Source organism: Pseudomonas sp. Colony2, from assembly GCF_019382755.1.
In the GTDB taxonomy this organism is placed as follows: domain Bacteria; phylum Pseudomonadota; class Gammaproteobacteria; order Pseudomonadales; family Pseudomonadaceae; genus Aquipseudomonas.
Genome location: NZ_CP080030.1, coordinates 3029725 through 3036304 on the forward strand (window position 1 = coordinate 3029725; position 6580 = coordinate 3036304).

6 protein-coding genes are annotated in these 6580 nt (G+C 61.5%); 2 read left to right on the forward strand and 4 right to left on the reverse strand.

Annotation, left to right across the window (positions count from 1 at the left end; genetic code table 11):
• Window positions 1-51: 51 nt before the first annotated feature.
• The 3 genes from JV201_RS12075 to JV201_RS12085 are packed head-to-tail and all read right to left on the reverse strand — an operon-like array spanning window position 52 to window position 3572.
• Complete coding sequence (locus JV201_RS12075; RefSeq protein WP_219406966.1) at window positions 52-1059, reverse strand: substrate-binding domain-containing protein; 1008 nt, start codon at window positions 1057-1059, stop codon at window positions 52-54.
• Window positions 1060-1098: 39 nt separating this feature from the next.
• The gene (locus tag JV201_RS12080) at window positions 1099-2088 is read right to left on the reverse strand and encodes an ABC transporter permease (RefSeq protein WP_003215711.1); all 990 of its coding nucleotides are present in this window, start codon (window positions 2086-2088) and stop codon (window positions 1099-1101) included.
• Window positions 2085-3572 (reverse strand): sugar ABC transporter ATP-binding protein, encoded by a 1488-nt coding sequence (locus tag JV201_RS12085; RefSeq protein WP_003215714.1) that lies wholly within the window; start codon window positions 3570-3572, stop codon window positions 2085-2087. The genes JV201_RS12080 and JV201_RS12085 overlap by 4 nt, the downstream gene beginning before the upstream one ends.
• 284 nt (window positions 3573-3856) lie before the next feature.
• On the opposite strand from JV201_RS12085, the gene rpiB reads away from it, so the two are divergent.
• Window positions 3857-4318 (forward strand): ribose 5-phosphate isomerase B, encoded by a 462-nt coding sequence (gene rpiB / locus JV201_RS12090; protein WP_102368794.1) that lies wholly within the window; start codon window positions 3857-3859, stop codon window positions 4316-4318.
• A gap of 63 nt (window positions 4319-4381) precedes the next feature.
• Entirely contained in the window at window positions 4382-5362 is a 981-nt protein-coding gene (locus JV201_RS12095; RefSeq protein WP_003215718.1) for a sugar-binding transcriptional regulator, read from the forward strand.
• 140 nt (window positions 5363-5502) lie between these two features.
• Here JV201_RS12095 and JV201_RS12100 read toward each other — a convergent pair whose 3' ends face one another.
• Complete coding sequence (locus JV201_RS12100; RefSeq protein WP_219406967.1) at window positions 5503-6456, reverse strand: aliphatic sulfonate ABC transporter substrate-binding protein; 954 nt, start codon at window positions 6454-6456, stop codon at window positions 5503-5505.
• Window positions 6457-6580 lie beyond the last annotated feature (124 nt).

The window sequence follows — 6580 nt, forward strand, 5'->3', positions numbered from 1 at the left end:
GCTTTCGCGAGCAAGCCCGCTCCCACACTTGACCGGGTTTCAAGTCAAAACTTACTTCGTACCGCTCACCTGCTGGTACAGCGCATCCGCATTCGCATTGGTCACCGGCACCCACGGCAGGATGTAGTTCCTGGCGGTGCCGTCACCCCATTTCACGTCCTTGCCATAACGTTCCCAGATCACCGACTGCGGCTTGTAATCCTTGCCGGCCAGCGCCCGCAGCGCCACATCCAGCGCGCCTTGAGACTGGGCCTGGGCATCCTGCAGGAAAGTGGTCACTTCATCCTTCTTCGCCGCCTGGATCGCATCCGGCATGCCGTCGATGGACGTCACCGGCACATCCTTGGACGTCAGCCCGTGAGACTTCAACGCCTGCACCGCACCGAGGGCCATGTCATCGTTTTGCGCGATCACCCCGTTGATGCCCTTGGGGTGTGCGTTCAGCCAGTCTTCGGTCAGGGCCAGGGCCTGGGCGCGGTCCCAGTTGGCGGTTTTCTTCTCGATGATCTTGATGTCCGGGTGCTTGCCCAGTACTTCCATCTCGCCCTTTTCGCGGTCGATCTGCGCCGACTGGCCAATCGGGCCCTGGATGATCACTACGTTGCCGCGGCCCTTGAGTTTGTCGACCATGGCCTGGGCCTGCAGGCGACCGCCTTCCACGTCATCGTTGCCAACATAAGGCACGTTGGCGTCCGCCACCTTGGTGTTGGAGGCGATCACCACCACGTCGTTGCTCATGGCGGCCTTCACGGTGCCGACGCCGGCCTTGGTGTCGATCGGCACAAACAGGATCGCGTCGTAGTGCTGGGTCACCATGTTTTCAATCTGGTTGTTCTGGGTCAGTGCGTCATAGTTGCCGTCGAACACGGTCAGCTGCACGGTGCCGTCCTTGACTGCGGGGTGTTCCTTCAGCTCGCGCACCCAGTTCTGCATGAACTGGCCCTTGAGCCCGTACACGGCGGCGCCGATCTTGTAGGTCTTGCCATCGGCGGCCAGGGTGATACTGCTGGCGAGCAGGGAGAGTGCCGCGACGGCGGCCAAAGTCGTACCAGGTTTCATGAGAGAACTCCGTTATTGTTGTAGTGGTAGTTTTCAGAACTAGCGTTTCTTCTTGCGCCACACGTCAATCAGTACTGCGAACACGATGATCAGGCCCTTGGCGACCTGCTGGTAATAGGAGGACACGCCGAGCAGGTTCAGGCCGTTGTTGATCACGCCGATCAGCAATGCGCCAAACAGCGTGCCGACAATCGTGCCGGTACCGCCCGACAGGCTGGTGCCGCCGATTACCACGGCGGCAATCGCATCCAGCTCATACGAGGTGCCAGCCTGGGGCAGGGCAGAGGTGGTGCGCGCCGACAGCACCACACCGGCCAGCCCGGCGAGCAAGCCCGAGACCACGTACACCGAAAACATCACCTTGCGCACGCCGATCCCGGAGGTGCGCGCGCTCTTCTCGTTGCCGCCCACCGCATACACATAACGGCCGTAGGTGGTGTAGCGCAGCACCATCCAGAAGATCAGCGCGACCACGGCGAAGATCACGATGGGCACACCGATCGGGCCGATCTTGCCGATACCCAGCGCCAGGTAGGCGTCGGGCAGGTCAGTGATCGGGCTGCCGTCGTTCAAGATGAAGGTCATGCCCCGGGCAATGCTCAACATGCCCAAGGTCGCGACAAAGGGCGGGATCGACAGGTTGGCAACCATAAAGCCGTTCACCACCCCGAGCATCGCCCCGGCGAACATACCGGCGCTGACTGCCGCGAGCACGCCATAGCCCTGGGTCGCGACCATGGCGCTGCACAGCCCGGCAAAGGCCAGGATCGAGCCCACCGACAGGTCGATGCCCTTGGTGAGGATCACGTAGGTCATGCCTACGGCGAGGATCCCGTTGATCGAGGTCTGGCGCAGGATGTCCATCCAGTTGCGCCAGGTCATGAAGTATTCGCTGGCGAAGGCCATCACCAGGCACAGGAGGATGAACACCAGCGGCAGGCCGAAGCGGTCGAGGGACAGGCGCAGGCGACTGCGGGGTGCGGTCGTGACGGGGGCGGCTGCAGGTGTAGAAAGTGATTTGGCATTCATGAGGCAAGACTCAACAAGGCTTCCTGGGAAAGGGCGGTATCGCTGCTGATGGTCACCAGCCTTCCGCCTTTGAACACGGCAATACGGTCACTCAGGTGCAGCAATTCAGGGGCTTCGGACGACACCACAATCGCCGCGCCGCCGGCGCGTACGAACTGGTCCAGCAGGTGATAGATCTCCTGCTTGGCGCCTTCATCGATGCCCCGGGTCGGCTCATCGCACAGCAGGCAGATCGGCTGGGTCGACAGGCATTTGGCGAGCACCACTTTTTGCTGGTTACCGCCGCTCATGGATTCCACCGGCAGGTCCAGGGAGGTGGTCTTGATCTGCAGGCGCTTGACCATGTCCTGGGCCAGTTGGTTTTCCTTGCGGGCATTGATCAGCGACCAGCTCGACAGCTGCTTGTACGCCGACAATGCGATGTTCGAGAGGATGCTGCCGCTGAGCACCAGGCCGCTGTCCTTGCGGTCTTCGGTGACCAGCGACATGCCGGCCTGGATCGTTGCCTTGGGCAGGCCGATGGGCATCGGTTTGCCTTGCAGGGTCACGCTGCCGGAGTCCGGCGTGGTGAGGCCGTAGATGCAGTTGAGGAATTCGCTGCGGCCCGAGCCCATCAGCCCGTAGATGCCGAGAATCTCGCCCTGGCGCAGTTGCAGGCTGATGTCCTGGAACTCGCCGGCGCGGCTCAGGCTGTCGACGTCCAGGCAGCATTCGGCGGCGCATTCGCGGCCGACCTTGTGGTCGATGCGGGTCAGTTCCTGGCCGACGATGCCGCGCACCAGGTGGGCGCGGTCGATATCGGCCATGCGCCCGGTCTCAACGAAGGCGCCGTCGCGAAAGATGCTGTAGTCGTCGGCAATCTGCGCCAGTTCACTGAGGCGGTGCGACACATAGATGATGCCGGCACCACGGGCGGTGAGGCGGCGGATGGCCTTGAACAGGGTTTCGGCCTCGCGCTCGCCGATGGCCGAGGTGGGCTCGTCCATGATCATCACCTGGCAGTCGTGGCTGAATGCCTTGGCGATCTCCACCAGCTGGATCTGCGCCACGCTCAGGCGATGCATGGGGCTGGTGGCGTCGACGTCGAACTCCAGGCCTTCCAGCAGTTCGCGAGTGCGCCGGTTGAGCTCCTTGCTGTCGACGATGCAGCCGGCGCGGCGCGGTTCGCGGCCCAGCCAGATGTTTTCGGCGACGGTCATGTAGGGGATGGGTTCCAGCTCCTGGGTGATCATCGCGATCCCCGCCGCGAGTGCTTCGCTGGGGCGGTTGAACTGGACGGGGGAGCCGTTGAGCAGGATGGTCCCGGCGTCACGCTGGGTGATGCCCATCAGGATGCTCAGGAAAGTCGATTTGCCTGCGCCATTGCCGCCGCACAGGGCGTGGACGCTGCCGGCCCGCAGAGAGAGGCGCCCCTCACGCAGGGCAGGAATCCCGGCGTAAGCCTTGGCGACGTGTTCAGCCTGGAGCAGTAATGGCGTGGCCATCGGCGTGTCCTCGTGCTGTGAATTCTTATTAGGTCGCACAGTCATGTTTCGCTGTGAGCATATGTGTATCAAATGAAATTCTGATCAGTCAATCTCTTTCACTGAAAAGTTGTAAATGGATGGATTTGCGCAAAGTACGCCGGTTTAGAGGGCTTTGACTGGGAGGTCAGCTAAATCCTGCTTGACAGGGCGACTGGAATATCCGAGAAATGACTGAGCTAAATTTCACTGAGTGATCATATGATCACTCTCCAGCACCCAAAACGGCAGCGGAGCCAAACGCCATGAACACACCTTTCCCGGTGGCTATCGGATGCGATGAAGCGGGTTATGAGCTCAAAGAACTGTTGAAGCGCCATATCGAGGCGCTGGGTTACCCGGTGACGGACTTCGGCACCCATTCCACGGCGCCGGTGCTGTACCCGGACATTGCCCTGGCGGTGGCCACGGCGATCAATGCCGGCGAGCAACGCTTGGGCGTGCTGGTGTGCGGCACTGGCATCGGCATGGCCATCTCGGCCAACAAAGTCCTGGGGATTCGTGCGGCCCAGGCCCATGACACCTATTCGGCGGAGCGGGCACGCAAGAGCAACGATGCGCAGATCCTGTCCATCGGTGCACGGGTGATCGGCGCGGAACTGGCCAAGAGCGTCGTCAAGTCGTTCCTGGAGTCGGAGTTCGAAGCCGCGCGTTCCGGGGCCAAGGTCGACCGCATCAACGCGATCGAGCGTGACGGGCATCAGTAGTGGACGGAACGGGGCAAGAGTCGGGAGAATGCGCCTTTGACACCGAAACGGAAGCCCGTGCCCATGAGTGACAGTACCCAGCGCATCGCCAGCGACATCGACCTGATGACCGAAGTGGCAATGCTCTATTACCTTGAGAACGTCACTCAGGAAGCCATCGCCAAGCGCTTCGACCTGTCCCGGGCAAAAGTCAGCCGCCTGCTCAAACGCGCACGGGATGAAGGGATTGTCGAGGTGCGGGTGTTGCAGCACCCGGCGATGAACAACGAGCTGGAACAGGCGCTGGTGGAGCGCTTCCAGCTGGACCGCGCCTTGATTGCGGTCGACCACAGCGACCCGGACACCCAGCGCTCGGCGGTGGCGAGCCTGGTGGCCAACTACCTGAACAAAACCCTCAGCGACGGCATGATCGTCGCGGTCGGCATGGGGCGTAATGTCGGTGCGGTGGCCGATAACGTATTTTTGCCGGTGACCCGCAACTGCACGTTTGTGTGCGCCATTGGCGGTTCGCTCAAGGCGGGTGAATACATGAACCCCGACCATATTTGCCGGCGCCTGGCCCTGCGGTTTGGTGGCGAGAGTGAAAGCCTGTACGCCCCGGCGCTGGTGGCCAACCCGGAACTGCGCGGGGTGTTGATCAGCAACGATACGGTGCGTTCCACGCTTGACCGTGCCCGCCGTGCGGACATGGCGTTGATCGGCATCGGTGACATGAGTGAAAACAGCAACATGGTGCGCATGGGGTGGTTTTCGCCCCAGGAAATCGCCCAGGCGCGGTTGTCCGGCACGGTGGGGGACATGATGGGTTATGACTTCATCGACATTCATGGCCAGCCGGCGGTCAACGCGATTCAGGGGCGGGTGATCGGGTTGACGGTGCAGGAGCTGTTTCGGATTCCGGATGTGGTGGCGATTGCCAGTGAAAACACCAAGGCGGCGGCAACGCTGGGGGCGTTGCGTTCGGGAGTGATCAATACCCTGGCGACCACGGTGACCAATGCTCACACCATCCTTGCGCTGGATGACGCGACGCGTAAAAGCTGACACCGCCGATAGTCCAGGCCCTGAACATCACCTGTGGGAGCTGTCGAGCCTTGGCGAGGCTGCGATGGCATCACCGCGGTATGACTGGAGTACCGGGTTGTCTGCATCGCGGACAAGCCCGGCTCCCACAGTTGACTGCCTCAGGGTTTCCACACCTGCACATCCTGCGCATCCACCGCCTTGGGCAACAACCCCGCCTTGAAGAACGCATCCGCAATTTTCTGCTGTTCCCCCAACTGATCCAGCGTCACCGGTTGCACCTCATAGCTGCGATGAGCATTGGCGGCCTCGACAGTCTCCACATCCAGGTTGCCCCACAATGGCCCCAGCACTTTCGCGGCATCACGCGGGTGGCTCTTCACCCACTCGCCAGCCTGGTGCAACTGCTCGTACACCAGCTTCAGCACTTCGGGATGCGCCTGGGCATAGGGCGTGCCCGTCAGGTAATAGCGCTTGTAACTGGCCAGCCCGGTACCGTCCGCAAGGGTGCGGGTGGGCAGTTGGCGCTGCACGCTGGTGAGGAACGGTTCCCACGTGACCCAGGCATCAACCTTGTTGTTTTCAAACGCAGCGCGGCCATCGGCGGGCGTCAGGTACGCCGGCTCGATATCGGAGAAGGCCAGCCCCGCCTTGTTCAAGGCAGCGATCAATAAATAGTGAGTGCCGGCGGCCTTGGTCACGGCGATTTTCTTGCCTTTCAAATCCGCCAGTTGCTGGATCGGCGAGTCCTTGCGCACCACGATCGCCTGGGCTTGGGGCGAGGGCGCTTCCTGGGCGAAGTAGGTGAGCTTGGCCTGGGCGGCCTGGGCGAAGATCGGTACGGTGTCGGCCATGTCAGCGCTGATATCCACGTTACCGACGTTGAGTGCTTCCAGCAGCGGCAGGCCACTGGGGAACTCGTGCCAGGTGACGTCGATGCCGTCGGCCTTGAGGGCTTTTTCCAGGGTGCCCTGGGTTTTCAGCAAGGTGATCAGGGTCGAGGATTTCTGGTAGCCGATGCGTACGGTTTCCTGGGCTTGTGTGCTCAGGGTGGTGCAGAGGCCCAGTGTGGCAAGGCCTGCGATGAAAAGGCGATGGAGCGAAAACTGAGGCATGGCGTGCTCGACTCTTAATGGATTAAGGTGAGCTTATTGTTCTAAAAAACATTAGATAAATAATTTTTCGATCTTAGCTTAGGGCTTTATCGGGTGCGCCGTTCGCGGCCTTTCAGTGTCAGGA